Origin of the sequence: Ornithinibacillus halotolerans, assembly GCF_014637405.1 — a bacterium.
In the GTDB taxonomy this organism is placed as follows: Bacteria; Bacillota; Bacilli; order Bacillales; family Amphibacillaceae; genus Ornithinibacillus; species Ornithinibacillus halotolerans.
The window spans coordinates 26,467-47,158 of sequence record NZ_BMEY01000004.1 but is presented as its reverse complement, the minus strand read 5'-3'; the positions used below and the strand labels follow the sequence as shown (position 1 = coordinate 47,158).

Genomic DNA, 20,692 nt, shown 5'->3' with positions numbered 1-20,692 from the left:
AAGGGGAAGGAGAACATCACATGGCGAAAATAAGGGTATTAATAGCAAAACCAGGCTTAGATGGACATGATCGTGGGGCACTTGTTATTTCACAAGGATTAAGAGACCATGGAATGGAAGTTATTTATACAGGGTTAAGGCAATCCCCAGCACAAATTGCCAAAGCTGCTATTCAGGAAGATGTTGATGTAGTTGGTCTATCATCATTATCTGGGGCACATCGAACATTATTCCCAAAAGTAGTAGAAGAATTAAAAGCCAATAACGCTGCGGATATCCCGGTAATTGGTGGGGGCGTCATACCGAGTGAAGATATTCCTTTTCTATTAGAGCAAGGAATTAAGAAAATCTTTACAAGTGGCTCTTCAATTGATGAATTAGCTAATTATATTCAAGAACTTATTCAACCAAATCAAATAGAACCAATTAAAAAGATATCTCATATCGGAATTGCTGTACATTCGATTGAAAAAGTACTGCCATTTTATACAAAACAGTTAGGACTACAACTCGAAGGAATAGAAGAAGTCGAATCGGAGCATGTAAAAGTGGCCTTCTTGAAAATTGGGGAAAGTCGCTTTGAATTATTAGAGCCGACGAATGAAACTTCTCCAATCCATACTTTCTTACAGAAAAAAGGGGAAGGAATCCATCATATTGCCCTGGCAATAGATGATATTGAAGCGAGACTACGAGCTTTATCGAAAGATGGAATCCAACTAATAAATGAGGAACCGAAGTTAGGGGCACATCAAGCTCAAATCGCATTTATGCATCCAAAGTCAACACATGGGGTATTATTCGAACTTTGCCAAGAAGCTGGGGGAGAAGAAACATGATGGATATGTTTGACAAAATAAACGAACTCTATGATAAACGACGTATGGCTGAACTTGGTGGTGGAGACGAGCGTATTGAAAAACAGCATGCCAAGGGAAAGTGGACAGCAAGAGAACGAATTGACTACTTACTTGATGAAGGAACTTTCGTTGAACTAAATGCTTTTATAGAAAGTCGCGGAACCGATTTTGAAATGAATGGATCGAGTGGGGCTGGTGATGGTGTTGTCACTGGGTATGGAAAAATAAATGGACGTCCTGTTTATTTATTTGCCCAAGATTTTACCCTTTATGGTGGAGCTCTCGGAGAAATGCATGGGAAGAAAATTGCTTCCGTCATGGATCTAGCCGCAAAAAACGGTGTCCCATTTATTGGGCTCAATGACTCTGGTGGTGCACGTATTCAGGAAGGTGTCTCCTCTTTAGATGGTTATGGACATGTTTTTTACCGAAATTCGATTTATTCCGGTTATATACCGCAAATATCTGTCATTATGGGGCCGAGTGCTGGTGGTGCCGTTTACTCTCCAGCCATTACTGATTTTGTTATAATGGTAGAGAAAACATCACAAATGTTTATTACCGGACCGAAAGTAATTGAGACGGTTACTGGGGAAAGAATTTCTTCAGAAGAACTTGGTGGAGCAGATGTTCATAATAGTAAAACGGGAAATGCTCATTTTAAAGCGGAAGATGAAGCTGCAGCATTAGACCATGTCAAGAAGCTACTATCATACATACCAAATAATAATCAAGAGAAACCAGATCTTGCTGATTTCCAGGATGATGAATTAAGTGGATATCGACCTGATTTAGTTGATATTGTTCCATTTGATTCGACTCGTCCTTACGACATGAAAAAAGTAATCAATGAAGTAGTAGACGAGGATAGTTTTTACGAAATACATCAAGATTTTGCTAAAAATATTGTTGTTGGGTTTGCTAGAATTAACGGACAATCAGTTGGATTAGTTTGTAATCAACCAAAGCATCTTGCAGGTGGACTTGATATTGATTCAAGTGATAAAGCTGCTCGATTTATCCGCTTTTGTGATTGCTTTAATATACCGATTATTACTTTTGAAGATGTCACAGGGTTCTTTCCTGGCATAAAACAAGAACATGGTGGTATCATACGTCATGGAGCTAAAATTCTTTACGCCTATTCAGAAGCAACTGTTCCAAAACTAACAGTTATTGTTAGAAAAGCTTATGGTGGTGCATATGTGGCATTAAATAGTAAAGCAATTGGAGCAGATCTTGTATATGCATGGCCAAATGCGGAAATTGCTGTTATGGGTCCAGAAGGTGCTGCCAACATCATATATGCTAAAGAAATTGCAGCAAGTGAAGACCCAGAGAAAACGCGTCAAGAAAAAATTGATACATATCGAGAAAAGTTTGCGAATCCATATATTGCTGCAAAGCTTGGTATGGTTGATGACGTAATTGATCCGCGAGAAACAAGAATGAAGCTTATCCAAGGATTAGAAATGCTTGCAAACAAACAGGAGGAACGACCTAAGAAAAAGCATGGGAATATTCCACTGTAACATAGGAGGTAAAATTAGTGGTTAATCAAGACAGAGTCGTAACAGAATTTATGGAACTTGTCCAAGTTGATTCAGAGACAGGTTATGAAGCAGAAATTGCAGAAGTATTGAAGAAAAAATTTACTGATTTAGGACTAGAAGTAGTAGAAGATAATGCTAAAGAAATTACGGGACATGGTGCTAATAATTTAATTTGTACATTAAAAGGAACAAAAGAAGGGGTAGAGCCAATCTACTTTACTTCTCATATGGATACAGTAGTTCCTGGTAAAGGAATAAAACCATCGATTAAAGATGGGTATATCGTTTCCGATGGTACAACGATTCTTGGTTCCGATGACAAAGCAGGACTTGCAGCAATGCTAGAAGCAATTCGTACCTTAAAAGAGAATAATATCGAACACGGCGATGTTCAATTTGTCATTACGGTAGGGGAAGAATCTGGTTTAGTTGGAGCAAAAGCACTAGACCCATCGATGATCCATGCGAAATTTGGTTATGCATTAGATAGTAATGGTGATGTTGGCGATATTATTGTTGCAGCTCCAACTCAAGCAAAAATCAATACAATTATTAAAGGTAAAACAGCTCATGCTGGAGTTGCACCAGAAAAAGGCGTTTCTGCGATTACCATTGCAGCTAAAGCAATTGCAAAAATGCCTCTTGGTCGTATTGATGAAGAGACTACAGCAAACATTGGTCGTTTTGAAGGTGGAAAACAAACGAATATTGTTGTAGACCATGTTGAAATTTTAGCGGAAGCTCGTTCACTTGTTCCTGAGAAGATGGAAGCACAAGTTGCGAAAATGAAAGAAGCATATGAATCTACCGCAAAAGAAATGGGCGGGGAAGCGATTGTCGATATTAAAGTGATGTACCCTGGATTTAAACAAGGTGCAGGAGATCAGGTTGTGGAAGTGGCACGACGTGCTGCAACTTCTATCGGTAGAGAAAGTAAACTACTGAAAAGTGGTGGCGGAAGTGATGCTAACGTTATTGCTGGCTTCGGCATTCCTACCGTAAACCTTGCTGTTGGTTACGAAGAAATTCATACTACGAATGAACGTATTCCAGTTGAAGAACTTGTCAAAGTAACAGAACTTGTAACGGCCATAATTCAGGAAGTTGCGAAGTAAATTTATAACAAAATACTATAAGAGGGCTACTAAATTGTACAAATTTAGTAGCTTTTTTGTTTTTTGGAACGTGAAACAAAGTCTTTGAATCATACGTCTATATAGTAAGGTGAGGGATGAGGAGAGATGCAATGAAGAAAATTGTATTGTTTGTGTTCATGGTTTTAGTTCTAATTGGTTGTAGTGGTTCATATAAAAATTTAGTTCAAATAGATGTCCATACGGCAGATGAGGATAGAAATTACAGTAAGCTTATTTCTATTACGGATATAGAAACATTGGAGTCCATAAAAAATATATTAGAGGAAATAATTTGGGATCCGCATATTGATCCGGAGATGGCTAGGTATGAGGATATTACTATGATTCTTACATTTGAAGATGCTAATGGCGAAGAATTAGAGTATAAGATTTGGTTTAATCAAGGTGGTACGGCCAATTTCATTAGTTCCAATGATAAAGAAGGCTATGGTGGATTAATAACGACAGAAGCGGATAAGCTGAAAGAGATTTTGAGGACAGTAAGTGGTAGTGAAATCGATTTTTAGTGAAGAGAGGAGTGATGATTTGAAGCAATATATTTTTTTATTTATCATGTTATCGGTAGGAGTGGTTCTCATTACGGCTTGTGGAAGTGCTAATCAAGGTGCATCAAATAAAGAATTAGAATTGAGCACTTATGAAGTTGTTGATAATCTTGATGGTGTATCTATGGAGGTAAAAGAAGGAACTGTTACTTCCACTGGATTGATAGTTATCTTAGAGAATACAACGGATAAGCGTTGTGTGTATGGAGAAGACTTTTCATTAGAGAAGAAAGTTGATGGGAAATGGTATAAAGTTCCTGACGTTGTAGATGGTAATTATGGGTTTAATGATATTGGATTTGAATTATATAAAGATGAAGTACAAGAATGGCCAGTTGATTGGGAATGGTTGTATGGAAGTCTTGAAAAAGGAGAATTTCGAATCGTGAAAGATATAATCGATTCTAGAGAGCCTGGAGATTATGACCAATACTTTTTGACAGCGGAATTTGTTATAGAGTAGCTATTTTAAATATTAATCTACATGACGTGGCCAAACTGGTCATCTTTTTTCTCTTAATAATATAGTGATATTTAAAAAGGTGCTTGACATAATTAATCGCAACATTCTATAATATACAGAAATATTGAACACGATACACAGGCTATGAAGAGAAGAGTAGTTTTGATGCATTATTGAACAGAGAGCTCCGGTTGGTGGGATGGAGTAATAATGATCTTAATGAAAAAAGACTCGGAGCTTCGCACGGATCTAAGGATTGCTTAGTGATACTGCGACGGGATCTCCCGTTATAGAGATAGGGTATAAACAATTATGTATTGTCGTACCTGAAGAGATTGGTATGGTGACATACCAATAAACTGAGGTGGTACCACGAAAGTTAAAACTCTCGTCCTCAAGATGAATAATCTTGGGGTGAGAGTTTTTTTGTTTTCCAAAATTCGTAATCGGTGATTTTTGTAAATTAATTCTAGGATGGAGGAGTCATAAATGAGTAATGGAATCAATGAAGTAAGAAATGAAAAGCTAATGTCATTAATACAACAAGGTGTCCCCGTATATCCAGACCAGTTTAATACAAATTATGAGCTACAAGAAGCGGCTAAACTCGATGATGGGGTTAATCATGTTCGAGTAGCAGGAAGAATAATGGGAATACGTCGATTTAAGAAGTTAACATTTATAACGATTTCTGATATAGCAGGAAGATTACAACTGTTATTAAAAATGGATGAGATTGAGGAAGAATTATATCGTCAGTTTCAAGATTATATCGATATAGGGGATTTTATCGGTGTTGAAGGGCGAATGTATTCGACAAAGACGAATGAAAAAACGCTTCGAATAGAACGTTTGCAGCTTTTGGGAAAAGCACTTCGGTCCCTTCCAGAAAAATGGCATGGATTAACCAATGTGGAAACAAGGTATAGACAACGTTATTTGGATTTATTGATGACTGAAGAAACACAGAGACGGATGTTAGCACGAATTCAGATGATAAGCGCTCTACGTAGATTTTTTGAAGATCATCAATTCCTAGAAGTAGAAACGCCAGTGTTGCAGCATACGTCTTCCGGCGCGATTGCTAAGCCTTTTCAAACCCATCACCGTGCTTTAGATACGGAGTTGAATTTACGTATAGCACCAGAAACGTATTTAAAACGTTTAATTGTTGGTGGATTTACAAAAGTATTTGAGTTTGCGAAATGTTTTAGAAACGAAGGAATTAGCCCACAACATTTACAAGAATTTACGATGGTAGAAGGATATGCTGCTTATTGGAATTATGAAGATACGATGAAACTAATGCGAGACATGATAATACATGTGTTAAATGAAGTATTTCATACAACAACGATTTCTATTGCAGGACATACAGTAGACTTTTCTGAAGAATGGGAGGTCATCTCTTTTAGGGATTTAATTTTTAGGGATACTGGAATAGACATTGACCTTTATCCTACTGTAGAAGCATTACGGGAGGAAACAAAACGAAATGGTATCGAATTGGAACATGCAGATATAGAATCTTTAGGACGAGGAAATTTCATTGATATTCTTTATAAAAAAGTAAGTCGTCCTTATATGATGAAGCCAACATTTTTAATCAATCATCCGATTGACCTTTCACCACTAGCCCGTGCAAATGATATGAATCCGAGTATAACGGACCGATTCCAATTAGTCATTAATGGTGCTGAAGTAATTAATGCTTATTCGGAATTAGTAGATCCAACCGAACAACGAAGTAGGTTAGTAGCTCAAGCTATGCTTAAGAGTAATGGGGATGAAGAAGCAATGGAAATGGATGAAGATTATTTACTTGCCATGGAGTACGGAATGCCACCAATATCAGGATTTGGATTTGGGATTGAACGATTGTTGATGGTCCTTACTGATAGCGAGACAATTAAAGATTGTGTGTTGTTTCCATTGACTAGGAAATTATAAAACTACAATACAAAATAGATTGTACTATTGGAGGTGAAGCGATGACTGAAGAATTTCCTGATAAAAATATATTCATGATGTGTAGAGAATTGAACAATGAGATATCGTTAGTTCTTCGTTAGTAGAAGAGTTTTAAACTGGATGAATAGCATTAAACATGGAATAACAAATTGTAATGAAAAAAGTTAATATAAATAGGTATAACGGTCTATTGTTAAAATACCTTGAATGTAATAGATTTGGTTTGAAAGAATTGTACTTTCAAATTGAAGCAGAAATATAAAATTAGGAGGTATGAAATGGAACTAAAAGGAAGGTATTATATCCTTGCTTTACTGTTAATTTCGTATACTTTTTTCGTAACGGTTGTTTCGACAGTCGGTGGAACGAAAGTTGTATATATCGATCTATTACTATCAATTGCTGTCATTCACTATTTGCTTTCTAAATTTTTTACGATAAGACAGTATAGACGTAAGTTTTTTAGTGTGAAAATGAGAAAGAGAAGTGAATTTCTTTAGCTATCCAGTGTAAAGGCGAACCAGTCATGTAAAATGATGCTGGTTCGTTTTTATTTTTATGAATAAAAAAGGCAGAATATTTTAAAGTGTTATTGATTTCTTGTAATGGATTTATTAAAATAATAGTAATTAATATTTGAATATTGAATATTGGGATAAGGGAGTGATGTTATGGAAAGAAATCTACTCATAAATACATATCCACAATCAAAATTAGTCATAGAACAATCATTAGGGATAAGCCTTTTGACTAACATTCAATTAGTTGATTACTTCTTAAATAGTTCCGCCAACCAAATTGAGTCCATTCAATATCTATCAGATTTATTGCCTAAGGAAGTTAAAGAAAATCTTCACATTTTGCGTACGGTGTTTGCACATGGAGTTATTTTACGTGACTTTTATATTAGTAATGTGAATGATATTAATCAAGATTGCGAGGGCTTTATTGGATGGTGGGAAGCTCTACAGGAAGAGGAAGTAGTAGATTTGATGATCTATGGAATACAAGAGGCTATCCATTATTACAATCAGTACATACCAAAAATTGAATCCGTAGAAAAGACGTTGCAAGAAGTTACCCTTACAAATGAACATTTAAGGAATGTATCGAACCGACGAAAAGCTCTCAAAGCAGTTTTGCTCAGTTGGTCGATTGAAAATGTAGAAGAAGTGTTGCCTTTTTATGATGATATCGGAGAAGTGAAAGAAAGGATATTAAATTTAATTCACGAATTTTGGGAAGCGGGTTTTAAAGATATTTGGCAGCTCCAGAAGAATAAGCTAGACGGATGGCAATCTAAAACTACTTCTCTATTACATAAATCTTATGGAACAAATGTAGAAGGTATCTATGCCATTACTGGTTTATATCCGGATACAAATGACATCGAGAAGATTAATAGAGCACATCTTATAACGTTCATTCCTGTTCCAAATATGGGCAGGTTGATGACGTATTTTCAGTTTGAAAATCAAATGTTTCTTATGTTTGAACCGTCCGTAGATGAGCATTATGAGGATCAAACGGTAATTCAAAATGAAGATGTGTTTACTACATTTGAAGGATTAGGGGATGCAACAAGGCTACAAATTATTAGTTTGCTAGCTAAACAAAAAGAAATGTATGCCCAACAAATCATTACTGAATTGGGTTTGAAGCAAAGCACCGTTTCACGTCATTTAAATCAACTACACCAAGCAAATCTTGTTTTGATTCGTCAAGTTGGAAATACAAAATACTATTCGATGAATCAAGCGGAAATTAGAAGAGTGATGCAAGTATTAGAAGATATGTTGAAATAAGGGGGAAACTTTAAATGGTCGATTTTAAGATTGAAAAACTCAACACCATTGTCATTCCAGTAAAAGACCTAGAGAAATCAATTTATTTTTATGAGAAAATATTGCGATTGGAAAAGGGATATGTTGATGAAAGTATGGCATATTTTCATATTGGAACGGACAATAAATCTCCAACGATTTTACTTCATATTATTGATGAGCCAGAACCAGTTGAAAAAGGTATCGTTATTGAATTTTTAGTAGATGATGTTCATTTCGCAGTTTCATCCATTCAAGAAGCTGGTTATGATATTGTCCAAGCACCGATTGATCGAGATTGGGGTGTTAAAGAAGCAGTGATTGCGGATCCTGATGGATATAAAATTTGGATAGTACAAGCTATTTAAAGAGGTGTGAACGATGAAGGTATCGATTAAACAAGCATCTCCAGAGCATACAGAAGAGATTAGTAGAATTTGTTCGGTTGGTTGGCGGCAAACTGTTCAAGGAATATATAGTGAGGAATACCAACAGAAAAATGTAGAACATTGGTACAATCACAAACGAGTACATGAGGATATTGTAAAAGGAGTTTATACTCATGTAGCTCTAGTTGGTGACCGCGTTGTAGGTACGATTGGTGGAATGATGACTGAACCGACGATTAGTGAAATCTATGTATTTTATATTGATGAACAATATCGCTATCAAGGAATAGGTACAAAATTATTGGCGGCTTTTACTGAGGAACATGTAAGGAAAGGTGCAATTGAGCAATATGTGTCAGTCCAAGAAGGAAATAAATATGGCATACCTTTCTATGAATCTAAAGGTTTCAGGCAGAGGGATGACAATAACCGATATTGGAGGAATCTGTTATGCCAGAAATAAATCATAGTACGTACATAAAAGCACCTGTTGAAAAGGTGTATCAGACGCTGACTTCTGCTGAAGGGTGGAATGCTTGGTTTACAGATAATACGATGTTAGAAATGGATTATAAAGGAAACGGCGAAATAATACTGCGGTGGGAAAATTTTGGTAGTGACCAAGTGGATATAGAAGATGGTGGCAAGATACTTGAGGTTGTATCCAATAAACGATTTGTATTTCAGTGGTCACCTGGAGAACAGCCTTCTACCGTTAGATTTGAGCTAGAACCTTATAGGGAAGGGACTGCAGTTACACTTTATGAGACAGGGTATACAAATTCTGAGAAGGATTTAAGAGCTTGTATCCAGTGTGCGGTTGGCTGGGGAGAAGCCCTTACTCTTTTAAAAGTATATTTAGAGCATGGAATTGTTTATAAAGAAGACTTATAAAACGTGTTTGTATTTGGGATGTTTATTATGGTTCTCATATTATGTATGAGTGCCGTTAGCACTGTGATTATTTGTTTAACGGTCACTCATGTGGCTGATGAGTGCCCGTAGCATCGAGATTCGTCACTCAACGGTCACTCATAAGGTTAATGAGTGCCCATAGTACCGCGATTCGTCATTCAACCGTCACTCATATGATTAATGAGTAACCTAAGCACTAATAATTTCATAATAACAGTACTCATCCACCAATTCTAAATCATAATTCAAAATAGAAGGGGAAATTTTCATTGGAAACTTGTATCTTCTGTGATATCATTTCTAAAAAAGAAGAGGCTTACATTGTTTATGAAGATAAATTCGTATGCTGCTTCTTGGACAAATATCCAATTACCAACGGTCATATATTAGTAGTTCCGAAAAAACATTATCAAGAATTTAGTGATGTGGATCAAGATAGTTTGGCACATGTTATTCATGCCGCTCAAAGAGTTGCCATAGCTCTTGAAAGATTACTAGAAACAGATGGAATTACAGTTTTACAGAATAATGGTCAGTTCAAAGATGTAGAACATTATCATATGCACGTTTTTCCACGTTATATAAATGATGGGTTCTCTTGGATCGAGCCAGATAATTCTGTTTCAAAGAAAGAATTTGAAATGATAAGTACTAGTTTAAAAAGGATTTTAGAAAAATAGGTATGATCTAATCCAATTGAGGGGAGTAGTTGTTGTAAATTGAAAAGATATGTACATACTATTTCAGTAGCTATTTTTACTTTCAATGTGATACTTTATTTACTATTTTTAAATGGCGTTCATTTTGTACCAGATGAGGCAGTATTTCCATTTCTAATAATTGGTTCCATCATTGGTATTATTCTTCCATGGTTTGGAGGCAAAGGAACAATCAGAAAAATTGGTATCATTGGAAACATCATTGTTCTCCTTTTGACTTTCATTGGACCACTCTTATATGGCGTATTATTCTGGAATGAACCATAAAAAATCCTCTCAGGCATGGATAGCTTGAGAGGATTTTTATTTTATTATCCAGCCGATCAATGATGATGGTGATGATGATGGCCACTAGATTCGGCTTGCACATTACAAAGGATCGAATTGTCATGAATGTGGGCGGAAGTTTCTAGCTGAATCGTCATATGATGTATATTTTCGTGTTCCAAATCATGTTCAATTTGACGAAGCACTTGTTCACTTTCAGCAATCGTCATTTTATCATCGACTACAGCATGGCATGAAAGTGCATTTAATCCACTCGTAATAGACCAAACATGAAGATCATGAACAGCTTTGATCCCATTAGCACGACTTATTGTTTGTACTACCTTTTCTATATCCACATTTTTCGGTGTTCCTTCCATCAGAACATGAAGACCTGACTTAGTAACGAAGTAGCCACTTCGCAACACAAGTATAGCAACGATGACACTTGCTAGTGGATCAGCCCAACCCCAACCGAAAAAGATAATAAGTAATGCAGCGATGATTGCACCAATGGAGCCTAGCATATCGCTAATTACATGCAAATATGCTCCACGCATGTTCAAGTTATCTTCAACATCTCCACCACGCATCATAATCCAGGCTACTATAATATTAATGAGTAACCCTATACAAGCGATAATTAACATACCAGTAGAAGCTACTTCCGGTGGATTTTGGAAACGAATGATTGCTTCATAAAAGATAAAAATGGCAATTATTATTAGTGTTACTCCATTTAACACAGCAGCTAATATTTCAAATCGTTTATATCCAAATGTTTTACTATAATTAGCAGCCTTTTCACCAAATGTAAAAGCGAGTAAAGCAATACCAAGTGAGATAGCATCACTTAACATATGTCCTGCATCTGCTATCAAGGCGAGACTATTTGTTAGAAATCCGCCAATCGCTTCGACAATCATATAAAGTGTAATAATGATAAAACTAATTAACAATACTTTCTTATTTGCCCCATGAGTATGGTCATGACCATGATCGTGTCCCAAACTGTTGTCCTCCCTTATTATTAATGATGCTCCGCATGGTCAATTGCTTGCTTCAATAGATTCATCACGTGATCATCATCTTCTGAATAGTATAATGTTGTTCCTTCTCTGCGAAATTTAACTAAACGTAAATTTTTCAAGAATCGTAATTGATGGGAGACACTAGATTGGCTTAGATTTAACGTCTCTGCGATGTCAGTTACAGAATGTTCTCCAGTACATAAGAAATTTAAAATGCGAATTCGTGTTGGATCACTCAACGCTTTGAATGTTTGTGATACAACAAATAACGTTTCTTCATCTAAGTGTTGATCTTTTTCGTTAAAGACCTTTTCTTGAACCTGTTCTCCACTCATCGCTTATTCTCCTTTTTATATGAATAATTTAATATATAATTATATGCTCATATATAGAATAAGGTTACATGTTGTGAATGTCAAAGGATATAATTCCTATTTTATTTGAACTAATAGTAAATATCGATTTATAATAAAGGAAACGTAAGGGAGGGTAATGATGGCCAAGCATAGGATTTATAAAATGAGTTTCGCAGGTGTATATCCGCATTATGTAACAAAAGCAGAGAAAAAGGGACGCACGAAATCAGAAGTCGATGAAATCATCCGTTGGTTAACCGGTTATAGCCAGGAGCAATTAGAAGCACATATTGAAAATAAGACAAACTTCGAAACATTTTTTGCTGAAGCACCTAACCTGAATCCATCACGAGCATTGATTAAAGGTGTCATTTGTGGTGTTCGTATCGAAGAGATTGAGGACCCTTTAATGAAAGAAGCTCGATATATGGATAAGCTGATTGATGAATTAGCAAAAGGTAAGGCAATGGAGAAGATTTTAAGAAAACCATAAATAAGAAACACTGATTCCAAGTTGAAAGGAACAGTGTTTTTTGTTTATTTACATATTATTTTCGAAATATTATGTTAGTATTGTGGTAGAAATAGTATATTCTAAGGGGATCAAAACAAAATGCCAAAATGTATGTCGTGTCAAAAAAATATTCAGTGGAAAAGTGTCTACATTTCAACATGGTTTCCTAATAAAACAATACAGTGTAATACGTGCGATTCTATCTATAAAATAACATCTCATAACTATATATCACTAGCTATATTGATTCCGATGATGGTATCGGGTTGGTATATAAACCGTTTCTTACCTCTCCCTTGGAGTATCTTTATCGGATTACCATCCATAATTCTTTTAGGGTTAGTTATTACATTAATTGTTCCTTTTTTTGTGAAAGTAGAACGTATATAATATTGTTCTTTTTTTGAGAATGACAGGAAGTTAGAGGAGGACGTAATAATGATTAACATATTGGAGAGCATTTTCCAAATATCGGCAGTCATATTACTTCTTTGTGCAATCTACTATTATCGTCATTTTAAAAAGATAAGAAGAGAAAGAAAATTAACTTCTCAGGAAAGATTTGTTTATATTGTAACGCAAATTGCAATAAACCTTTGTATAGTTAGTTATTTACTATTATTTTTGGACCGTAATTTTGGATGAGATTAATTGGAAAGTTACCAATGTCATGGAGGCTGTATGATGCAGGTTAAGAGTTATATTGAAAGACCAATTCCAGCTAAGCAAGTTAAGGAACTATATAACCATATTGGTTGGTGGGAAGAAAGAGAAGAAAGCGATATACAAAGGATGTTAGAGCAAGGGATTTCTGTTGGTGCATGGCAAGGCAACGAACTGATAGGTTTTGCAAGAGCTGTTACGTATGGTAAATTTAGAGCTTATATAGAAGATGTTGTGATTCATAATGATTACCAAAAGTCAGGAATAGGTAAGGATTTAGTTTCCTTCTTATTAGAAGAACTCTCTCATATTGATGTTATTAGCTTGTTTTGTGAAAGTGAACTGATTCCATTTTATGAGACTAATAGCTTTAAGCATAGTAAAAAACAAGTTGTCATGCATAGGAAGTAAATTTATACAGACAAGGAGTATGAAAGTGGTAAATTACGGCAGGGAGTTATTTAAAGGAACAGCAACCTATTATGCTCGTTATAGACCAATGTATCCCTCCTCTCTTATTCGCTTCTTAGTATACAAATTTTCATTAGATGGAAGTGGTAGGATGCTTGATTTAGGATGTGGGACTGGGCAGTTAACTTGTCGATTTTCTGATTGGTTTGATGAAATTGTAGGCATTGACATGGAACCAGAAATGATAGAAGAGGCAAAACGAATTTCAACAGAAACAAGAGTCGAAAACATTGACTGGTACATTGGTGAATTGGATACATATACCGATAATTTCAAACAAACGTTTCGATTAGTCACCATTGCAAAAGCATTTCATTGGATGGATAGAGAAAAGGTGCTGGCTGATTTATATGAGTTAGTCGATAATGGTGGTGGTGTGGCAATCATTGATCATTATAATCCAAGTCAAGAACCATTACGTTGGCAAAAAAAAGTTACTAGCCTTGTAAAACAGTGGTATGGTGCAGAGAGAAGGGCAGGAAAAACAACTTACAATCATCCTAAAATGACCCACGAAGAAGTGGTAAGTCAATCAAATTTTGAACTTGAAATACATAAACTTCCAGCTTATGAACAAAAATGGACGATCGCTTCCATTCTAGGAAACTTATACTCTACATCTTATGGTAACAAAAGGTTTCTTGGAGAAAATGTAAAAGCTTTTGAAGATAACTTAAAAGATGAGCTTTTAAAGATTAATCCTACTGGAATCTTTAAGGAGCAAATAGATTTATCTGTTATATTGGCGCTCAAGAAATAGCTGAAAGTCAAGATAGAAAAAACTCACTACAAGAATAAAGAGAAAATAAGAAAGAAGTATGTTCTATGTAACGGACATACTTTTTTTGTCGAAAAAATTGACGAAATACATCAAAGGAAATTGTTAACTGAAAAATATATAATTATCTAAATTTTATATTTACTTTATAGAGTAATTTATGTTACTATGTAGTTGAAATTGAGGTTGTTGAAATTGTGTCCGGACCACAATCGATATTCAGCTATTTCCCACAAAAACCTAAGAAAAGGTGGTTTATAACAATGTCCAATATTTATAAGCTAGAGCCTACGGCAGAGACGTTACATGGATTTTTTAGCAAAGATTTAGAACCTGCACTAACGATTCAATCTGGAGATACGGTCATTTTTCGAACATTAGATTCTGCATGGGGATTAGAAAAGCGAGAAGCTCCAGGTGCACCACGGAAGAAATTTACTGGTTTAAAGCCTGAACGACAAACTAATCAATTTGGTCATGCATTAGTTGGTCCAATCTATATTCAGAATGCTAAGCCTGGGCAAACATTAGAGATCCAGATAAAAGAGATTCAGCCTGGTATATGGGGCTGGACTTCAGGAGGTGGATTTCCAAGCTATTGGAATAAGAATTTAGGGTTTGAGCAAGAGAAAGAAGTGCTTTTTGATTTTGAGTTAGATATAGAAAATATGATTGGAAAAAGTCAATTCGGTGATTTTGATTACAGAGTTGCACTACGACCATTCATGGGGATTATGGGCATGCCTACAGATGAGGCTGGGCAGCATTCTACATTTGTTCCTCGAAACACGGGTGGAAATATCGATTGTAAAGAATTACAAGCCGGTAGCACATTATATTTACCAATAGCCGTTGAAGGCGGATTGTTTTCTACAGGTGATGGCCACGCTGCACAAGGGGATGGTGAAGTGTCTGGGCCAGCATTAGAATGTCCAATGGAACGAGTCAGCTTAACATTGACAGTTAAAGAAGATATGAAAATTGAAAGACCTCGAGCTAAAACAGAGACTGGATGGATCACGATGGCATTTCATGAAGATCTAGCCGAAGCGATGTGGCTTGCGTTAAGTGACATGATTGATTGGATGACGGAATTATTTAATATTTCCCGAACAGAAGCCTATACATGCGCAACCATGGTTGTTGATCTACGTATTACACAAGTTGTAAATTTTTCGAAAGGTGTTCATGCATTTTTACCTTTTGATGCTTTAATCAAATAATAGAAACCTAAGGAGGAAAAAGATTGGAGCGTTTGAGTAGAAAAATAAAGCTGAATGGAAATATCTTTCATTATATGGAGAGTGGGAATCTAGCAGCACCAACAATAGTTGCATTACATTCACTAGGAACAAGTTCTGATTCTTGGGAACAAGTAGCTGCTAGATTAGGAGATTCCTATCGTTTTCTAGCGCTGGATCAACGAGGACATGGTGATAGTGCAAGAACGAAGAACTACTCTTTTGAGGAGATGTGTGAGGATTTATTTCAATTCGTAAATGAATTGAAATTGGATAAATTTATCCTTTTAGGCCATTCAATGGGAGGGACGGTTTCCTATTTATTTGCACAAAAGTATGCATCAAGATTAGAAAAGTTAATCATAGTCGATACACCGCCACCATTTCCAGAGAGCTTTAAGGAAATTCCACCAAAGCCAGACTACCCTTTGCCATTTGATTGGAATGTCTTTCAATCTATTATGACTCAGTTAAATGAACCAAATCCAGAATGGTGGGAGCAGCTCCCAATAATTTCAACACCAACGCTTATTATTGGTGGTGCTGATAGTAACATTCCTCAAGATAAACTACGTGAAGTAGCTGAGTTAATACCTAATTGTGAATTTGTATCTATTGAGGGGGCGGGACATCGTGTACATCATGATAGAATAGAAGAGTTTTTGAATAGTATAGTAGAGTTTTTTGGGCGTTTATAGGAGGGGGGAGTGCCTGAAGCAAGGGGGAATTCATTGTTACTGTCATTCATGGGGTGTATGAGTGCCCGTAGCGAAGGAAAATTCAGTGTAACCGTCACTCATAGCGGTAATGAGTGGCCGTAGCAATGGAAAATTCAGTGTAACCGTCACTCATAGCGGTAATGAGTGCCCGTAGCAAGACAAAATTCGTTATAACTGTCACTCATGAAGCGTATGAGTGCCCGTAGCAAGACAAAATTCGTTGCAACCGTCACTCATGAAGTGTATGAGTGCCCGTAGCAAGCTAAAATTCGTTATAACTGTCACTCATGAAGCGTATGAGTGCCCGTAGCAAGACAAAATTCGTTGCAACCGTCACTCATGAAGCAAATGAGTGCCCGTAGCAAGCTAAAAATCGTTGTAACGGTCACTCATGAAGCGTATGAGTGCCCATAGCAAGATGAAATTCGATGCAACGGTCACTCATAGCTGCAATGAGTGCCCGTAGCAAGACAAAATTCGATGCAACTGTCACTCATGAAGCATATGAGTGCCAGTAACAAGACAAAATTCGATGCAACGGTCACTCATGAAGCAAATGAGTGCCCACAGCAAGCTAAAAATCGTTGTAACGGTCACTCATGAAGCGTATGAGTGCCCGTAGCAAGATAAAATTCGTTGCAATCGTCACTCATAGTGGCAATGAGTGCCTATAGCAATCAAAAATTCGTTGCAACGGTCACTCATCCCGCCCCATAGCCAAATACGTTAATAATCCAAAGCAAAAGTCCTTCATCACCACTCAAATGAAGGACTTTAAATTAATTTAATAGGAAACAACTAGTCACATTACTTCATTCAGTGATCCAATATACAACAGCTTCTCTGATGATAGTTCATCTACTTGTCCATCAATAATTCGATTCACATCATCAAGCACGACTCCTAATGAAATAGAAGCACCTTTCTTTTTTGTATAAGGTTCTGCCACAAAGAAGCGTTGTGTCAGATAAGCTTCTAGTCGCTCACCTCTTTTATATATTTCTTTATCAGCAAACTGTAATCTATCAAAACCAAATGCATTAACCAAGAATCTTAGTTCACGATAGCGGCGGAGTATTTTCCTTGCTTTTTGTAGTAATTCCATATGTTTCTTATCATTTTCATTATTCTCCGTAATCATGGAAGTGGAGGAAATCGGATTGATAGCAGGGAATAGTTTTCTAGAAATTAATTCCGTATCAAAGACAATATGAGAATCCAATGGACCATAAGGAAGCTCTTCATCTACGGCCTCTCCAGTTGGATCGACAAGGAATGTAGTTGTTGATAGACCATCAATTGCATTTAGTTTATCAAGTAAGGAATAGATTTCACCAGTAGCAACCAAAGATTTATCAGCAGCAAGTATTACATTACCGTTTAAATTAGGAATCGCTTCAAACGCAGAAGTTAAATTACGAATTAGGATGTCAGACGACTCAATTACTTCTTTTAACTCAGGACTACTAGTGTCTGGCATGAATAGCATTGTCGTGTAGTTCTCTTTTTTTAATCGGTAAAGTATTTCAGCAAGAAGGACGAGTTGTCCCATGCCTGATCTTGCAATGAATCCATTAATTCCTCCCCTAGTAATTGGAGAAAAGAAGTCTACTATTTTAATCCCTGTCTCAATCATTTTCATTTCATGACCACGGATAATTAAATCATCAATTTTACATTCTGCAAGTTCGGCTAATGCGACAATTGTACGAAGTTCTGCGCGACCAACTGGGGTCTTCCCGGTACATAAATTAGAAACAGTTGCTGGCCGTAACCCTTTTTCTTTCGCAGCAACGGTTAAATTAGGAACTCGTTTACGTAGCAAAGCAACATTAAGTGTTAAATTTTCCATCAAGCTCGCTCCTTCCAAAGGAATCATATATGTATGAAATCTAGTAATTTATTTTATCATACACTATTTAGCTGAACGAATGTAGTTGGAATTTATAGTTCATTGTTTGAAAATTGTGTTATTGTAGAAAGTGGGTCTAACCAACTCTTTATAAAATTAAATTAGGGGGATAAAAAATGACGAAAGCCGAAAAACCAACGATACTTGTTCTTGGGTCCGATCATTTCGGGAATCCAAATCAAGATATGTTTAACACACAATTAGATGATATTTTATCAAATACAAGGCAACAAGAAATGCAGCATGTGGTTGAATGTTTGAAAAAATTTCAACCTACAAAAATCGCACTGGAGCAAACTACTAAACTCCAACAAGAAATGAATCAGCAATATTTGTCTTATTTAGATGGATCATATCAATTAACAGCAGATGAACGTGATCAAATTGGTTATCGATTGGCGAAAGAAATGAACCTTCATGAAATTCATGCTGTGGATTGGAATGAGGACATGGAGGGTTTACCTAATTTAGAGGAAGAAGGAAGGACTGAAGAGACTGTATTTTTTAGAGAAGCGATGGAAAAGGGACAGCGCATAGCGAATGAGATGCAAGAGTATTTTAATAATCATACGATCGGTGAATTTTTGCTTTGGTTAAATGATCCGAATACGGTAAGAGAGAATCATGAACTGTATATGACTCTTTCGTTAATGGGGAGTAAGGAGAATCCAGTTGGGGCAAAATGGACAGCACATTATTGGTATTATCGGAACTTGCTTATCTATAAGAATATCGTTAATATGGCTACCTCTAATGAAGACCGAATTTTTGTTTTATATGGGGCAGGGCATATTCATTTGTTATTGCAGTTCTTACAAGAAAGTGGACGTTTTCAGGTGGAAAATGTAAGAGACTATTTAACACGTTGATGTATTGCATTAGAATAGAGATAGAAAGAAAAGGAAGTTTTACCTAGGGGGAAAATATGTCAAAAACAACAAAAGTAATTACAGCAAGTATTATAAGCTTAGTAGTAATCTTTATCCTGATCATGACTTGGTTTTATCCATTTTCAATCTTTAGTGTTTACAAAACATATTCGTATTCCCCTGATCCAGTAATGGTTGGTGAATACGTAAGAGATATAAATGATTTTGAGGAAAAACTGGAGAATGATTTAAAAGATTTGTACTCAAACCAAGATTTTGATTTAACTTTAGACAGATCACAATACATATTTCCATTTTTTAAGCAGGATTGGTTATTAAGCAAAGATCCATTAAAAATGAAAAAATCTGATTTAGATAATTTATTATTTGACGTAGAAAATACGAGAGATAATCTTCTAGACTTAGTGGAGAAAGTGGATTATTCAATAGAAAGTAAAAACTATTTAATGCAGAGTATTAGAGATATATTAGCCTTAGAGAAAGACCTATTGAATTTGAAGAATAATAGTTTCGCTTCCAAAAAGGACTTACGCATACAATTTCATAACCTTCATGTCAGCTATATGAACAGTTTTATGATGTTTTCTAGTTTTTATGATGCCTCACGAGATGAAAGGCTAGCATTATTAAAGTAAGATGAAACAATCTTCATAAAAGAACCGTCTGATAGTATAGAAGTACCGATTTTTCAATGCTGTTTGGAGGTTATGACATGAAAAAGTTATTACCCATATTAATTGTCCCGCTATTTTTATATGGTTGCCAATCGATAACTCAAATCAACCCGAATAATCAACATATTATCATTGATTGGGTAGATTTTATTAAATGGGATGGAGTAGAATACAATTATTTATATGATGCAGTAATAACGAGTGATGAATCAATTGGTCAGGTAATAGGGGAAGTACAATTTAATGTAGAAAAAAATATTAAAAACCCTAGTTACGCCATTAAAGATGGGGATGCAGCATTTCTGGACGAAGGGACACCTTTGTATGAAGTGAAAGGACATCCGAATTTATTAGCGGTTGAATCCGATGATGAAATTAATGGTTATCAACTCTATTATTCAGTTGATGGGGATTATAAATGGCATTACGATGATATGGCTCATGATGAAGTGGAGAAAATCGATATTTATCAACATCTATGGCCAGACTATCAATTACTCAATGAAGTAACTAAACAAGAAGATATTCATAGTTTACTAAACTATTTAGATGAAGGAGAAGTTACTCCATATTTTCAGCCTAATACCCAGAATGGTGATCCAATTTATTATAAGATGATATTCTATACTGGAGATGAAATAGCCTATCAATATGGATTAAAATATGATGGTTATACGTATTACTGGCATCCTTGGGACACAAATGTTCTTAGTGACGATATGGAACAGTTTATTAACCCGGACAAAATAGAATAACAATTTGTTAGGTCGTTTACACATGT

Annotated in this window: 26 protein-coding genes and 1 other annotated feature; of the genes, 23 read left to right on the top strand and 3 right to left on the bottom strand. The window is 35.8% G+C overall.

Annotated features, from left to right (window positions below; genetic code table 11):
- The first annotated feature begins 20 nt into the window (after positions 1-20).
- From mce to IEV35_RS04775, 13 genes are all read left to right on the top strand, one after another.
- Entirely contained in the window at positions 21-839 is an 819-nt protein-coding gene (gene mce, locus IEV35_RS04835; RefSeq protein WP_188383578.1) for a methylmalonyl-CoA epimerase, read from the top strand.
- Positions 839-2,392, top strand: coding sequence for an acyl-CoA carboxylase subunit beta (locus IEV35_RS04830; RefSeq protein WP_188383577.1), 1,554 nt, complete (start codon positions 839-841; stop codon positions 2,390-2,392). The genes mce and IEV35_RS04830 overlap by 1 nt, the downstream gene beginning before the upstream one ends.
- A gap of 17 nt (positions 2,393-2,409) precedes the next feature.
- Positions 2,410-3,528 carry a M20/M25/M40 family metallo-hydrolase gene (locus IEV35_RS04825; RefSeq protein WP_188383576.1) on the top strand — a complete coding sequence of 373 codons (1,119 nt, stop codon included), beginning with the start codon at positions 2,410-2,412 and terminating at the stop codon, positions 3,526-3,528.
- Between the two features lie 131 nt (positions 3,529-3,659).
- Positions 3,660-4,076, top strand: a complete 417-nt coding sequence (locus IEV35_RS04820; RefSeq protein WP_188383575.1) for a putative periplasmic lipoprotein — start codon at positions 3,660-3,662, stop codon at positions 4,074-4,076.
- Between the two features lie 19 nt (positions 4,077-4,095).
- Complete coding sequence (locus IEV35_RS04815) at positions 4,096-4,578, top strand: immunoglobulin-like domain-containing protein (RefSeq protein ID WP_188383574.1); 483 nt, start codon at positions 4,096-4,098, stop codon at positions 4,576-4,578.
- Between the two features lie 135 nt (positions 4,579-4,713).
- Positions 4,714-4,977, top strand: a binding site (T-box leader).
- 90 nt (positions 4,978-5,067) lie between these two features.
- Positions 5,068-6,528, top strand: a complete 1,461-nt coding sequence (lysS, locus tag IEV35_RS04810) for a lysine--tRNA ligase (RefSeq protein ID WP_188383573.1) — start codon at positions 5,068-5,070, stop codon at positions 6,526-6,528.
- 299 nt (positions 6,529-6,827) lie between these two features.
- Positions 6,828-7,049, top strand: a complete 222-nt coding sequence (locus IEV35_RS04805) for a hypothetical protein (protein ID WP_188383572.1) — start codon at positions 6,828-6,830, stop codon at positions 7,047-7,049.
- 171 nt (positions 7,050-7,220) lie between these two features.
- The gene (locus IEV35_RS20080; RefSeq protein ID WP_229740654.1) at positions 7,221-8,354 is read left to right on the top strand and encodes an ArsR/SmtB family transcription factor; all 1,134 of its coding nucleotides are present in this window, start codon (positions 7,221-7,223) and stop codon (positions 8,352-8,354) included.
- A 14-nt stretch (positions 8,355-8,368) separates the two neighbouring features.
- On the top strand, positions 8,369-8,740 hold the full coding sequence (locus tag IEV35_RS04795; protein ID WP_188383571.1) for a VOC family protein: 372 nt from the start codon (positions 8,369-8,371) through the stop codon (positions 8,738-8,740).
- A gap of 13 nt (positions 8,741-8,753) precedes the next feature.
- Positions 8,754-9,224: a GNAT family N-acetyltransferase gene (locus IEV35_RS04790; RefSeq protein ID WP_188383570.1), complete on the top strand. Its 471-nt coding sequence runs from the start codon at positions 8,754-8,756 to the stop codon at positions 9,222-9,224.
- Positions 9,212-9,655, top strand: coding sequence for an SRPBCC family protein (locus IEV35_RS04785; protein ID WP_188383569.1), 444 nt, complete (start codon positions 9,212-9,214; stop codon positions 9,653-9,655). The genes IEV35_RS04790 and IEV35_RS04785 overlap by 13 nt, the downstream gene beginning before the upstream one ends.
- Positions 9,656-9,945: 290 nt before the next feature.
- On the top strand, positions 9,946-10,356 hold the full coding sequence (locus IEV35_RS04780; RefSeq protein WP_188383568.1) for an HIT family protein: 411 nt from the start codon (positions 9,946-9,948) through the stop codon (positions 10,354-10,356).
- 39 nt (positions 10,357-10,395) lie between these two features.
- The gene (locus IEV35_RS04775) at positions 10,396-10,662 is read left to right on the top strand and encodes a hypothetical protein (protein WP_188383567.1); all 267 of its coding nucleotides are present in this window, start codon (positions 10,396-10,398) and stop codon (positions 10,660-10,662) included.
- 56 nt (positions 10,663-10,718) lie between these two features.
- Here IEV35_RS04775 and IEV35_RS04770 read toward each other — a convergent pair whose 3' ends face one another.
- The gene (locus tag IEV35_RS04770) at positions 10,719-11,672 is read right to left on the bottom strand and encodes a cation diffusion facilitator family transporter (protein ID WP_188383566.1); all 954 of its coding nucleotides are present in this window, start codon (positions 11,670-11,672) and stop codon (positions 10,719-10,721) included.
- 20 nt (positions 11,673-11,692) lie between these two features.
- Positions 11,693-12,028, bottom strand: a complete 336-nt coding sequence (locus IEV35_RS04765) for an ArsR/SmtB family transcription factor (protein ID WP_188383565.1) — start codon at positions 12,026-12,028, stop codon at positions 11,693-11,695.
- A gap of 160 nt (positions 12,029-12,188) precedes the next feature.
- Here IEV35_RS04765 and IEV35_RS04760 point away from each other — a divergent pair, with 160 nt between their 5' ends.
- The 7 genes from IEV35_RS04760 (at position 12,189) to IEV35_RS04730 (ending at position 16,414) form a co-directional block, all read left to right on the top strand.
- Positions 12,189-12,542 (top strand): DUF2200 domain-containing protein, encoded by a 354-nt coding sequence (locus IEV35_RS04760; protein ID WP_188383564.1) that lies wholly within the window; start codon positions 12,189-12,191, stop codon positions 12,540-12,542.
- Between the two features lie 120 nt (positions 12,543-12,662).
- Complete coding sequence (locus IEV35_RS20430) at positions 12,663-12,953, top strand: TIGR04104 family putative zinc finger protein (protein WP_188383563.1); 291 nt, start codon at positions 12,663-12,665, stop codon at positions 12,951-12,953.
- Between the two features lie 48 nt (positions 12,954-13,001).
- Positions 13,002-13,208, top strand: coding sequence for a hypothetical protein (locus tag IEV35_RS04750; RefSeq protein ID WP_188383562.1), 207 nt, complete (start codon positions 13,002-13,004; stop codon positions 13,206-13,208).
- 36 nt (positions 13,209-13,244) lie between these two features.
- Positions 13,245-13,637 carry a GNAT family N-acetyltransferase gene (locus IEV35_RS04745; RefSeq protein WP_188383561.1) on the top strand — a complete coding sequence of 131 codons (393 nt, stop codon included), beginning with the start codon at positions 13,245-13,247 and terminating at the stop codon, positions 13,635-13,637.
- Positions 13,638-13,656: 19 nt separating this feature from the next.
- Entirely contained in the window at positions 13,657-14,457 is an 801-nt protein-coding gene (locus IEV35_RS04740) for a class I SAM-dependent methyltransferase (protein ID WP_229740653.1), read from the top strand.
- 281 nt (positions 14,458-14,738) lie between these two features.
- Positions 14,739-15,698, top strand: a complete 960-nt coding sequence (locus tag IEV35_RS04735) for an acetamidase/formamidase family protein (RefSeq protein WP_188383559.1) — start codon at positions 14,739-14,741, stop codon at positions 15,696-15,698.
- A gap of 23 nt (positions 15,699-15,721) precedes the next feature.
- Positions 15,722-16,414 (top strand): alpha/beta fold hydrolase, encoded by a 693-nt coding sequence (locus IEV35_RS04730; protein WP_308419767.1) that lies wholly within the window; start codon positions 15,722-15,724, stop codon positions 16,412-16,414.
- Between the two features lie 823 nt (positions 16,415-17,237).
- Here IEV35_RS04730 and IEV35_RS04725 read toward each other — a convergent pair.
- Positions 17,238-18,287 (bottom strand): ATP synthase beta subunit C-terminal domain-containing protein, encoded by a 1,050-nt coding sequence (locus IEV35_RS04725; protein ID WP_188383558.1) that lies wholly within the window; start codon positions 18,285-18,287, stop codon positions 17,238-17,240.
- A gap of 176 nt (positions 18,288-18,463) precedes the next feature.
- On the opposite strand from IEV35_RS04725, the gene IEV35_RS04720 reads away from it, so the two are divergent.
- The 3 genes from IEV35_RS04720 to IEV35_RS04710 all read left to right on the top strand — a co-directional run bounded on the left by IEV35_RS04720 (position 18,464) and on the right by IEV35_RS04710 (position 20,666).
- Positions 18,464-19,216 carry a DUF5694 domain-containing protein gene (locus tag IEV35_RS04720; protein ID WP_188383557.1) on the top strand — a complete coding sequence of 251 codons (753 nt, stop codon included), beginning with the start codon at positions 18,464-18,466 and terminating at the stop codon, positions 19,214-19,216.
- Positions 19,217-19,272: 56 nt separating this feature from the next.
- Positions 19,273-19,872, top strand: a complete 600-nt coding sequence (locus IEV35_RS04715; protein ID WP_188383556.1) for a hypothetical protein — start codon at positions 19,273-19,275, stop codon at positions 19,870-19,872.
- Positions 19,873-19,949: 77 nt separating this feature from the next.
- Positions 19,950-20,666: a hypothetical protein gene (locus tag IEV35_RS04710; RefSeq protein WP_188383555.1), complete on the top strand. Its 717-nt coding sequence runs from the start codon at positions 19,950-19,952 to the stop codon at positions 20,664-20,666.
- Positions 20,667-20,692 lie beyond the last annotated feature (26 nt).